1 pseudogene is annotated in these 234 nt (G+C 44.9%); it reads right to left on the minus strand.

The features are described 5' to 3' along the window. Positions 1–234, minus strand: a pseudogene (locus tag SB658_RS27655) (hypothetical protein); the annotation flags it as partial.

A 234-nucleotide genomic window follows, 5' to 3' on the forward strand; every position in this document is an offset into this window, starting at 1 on the left:
GCCCCTTTCATCGCGTGCCAAATCAGCTCTTTATCCTTTTGTTTGAGTGACTGATTTTTTTGTACATGTTCCACACCGCTCATCTCCCTTTCAATATCATTGCACTGTATCGAAAGCTGCCCGGCTTCTGACGCCGATTCTTGGTGAAGTTTTCCTCTTAATAAGAATATAAAGGCGCGGCATGGGCGAGTCAATAAAGCGGCGGCAATTAAAAAAACGCTTTCTCCCAGAAAG

Origin of the sequence: Bacillus sp. SIMBA_008 (assembly GCF_046535495.1) — a bacterium.
GTDB classification, from domain to species: Bacteria; Bacillota; Bacilli; order Bacillales; family Bacillaceae; genus Bacillus; species Bacillus subtilis.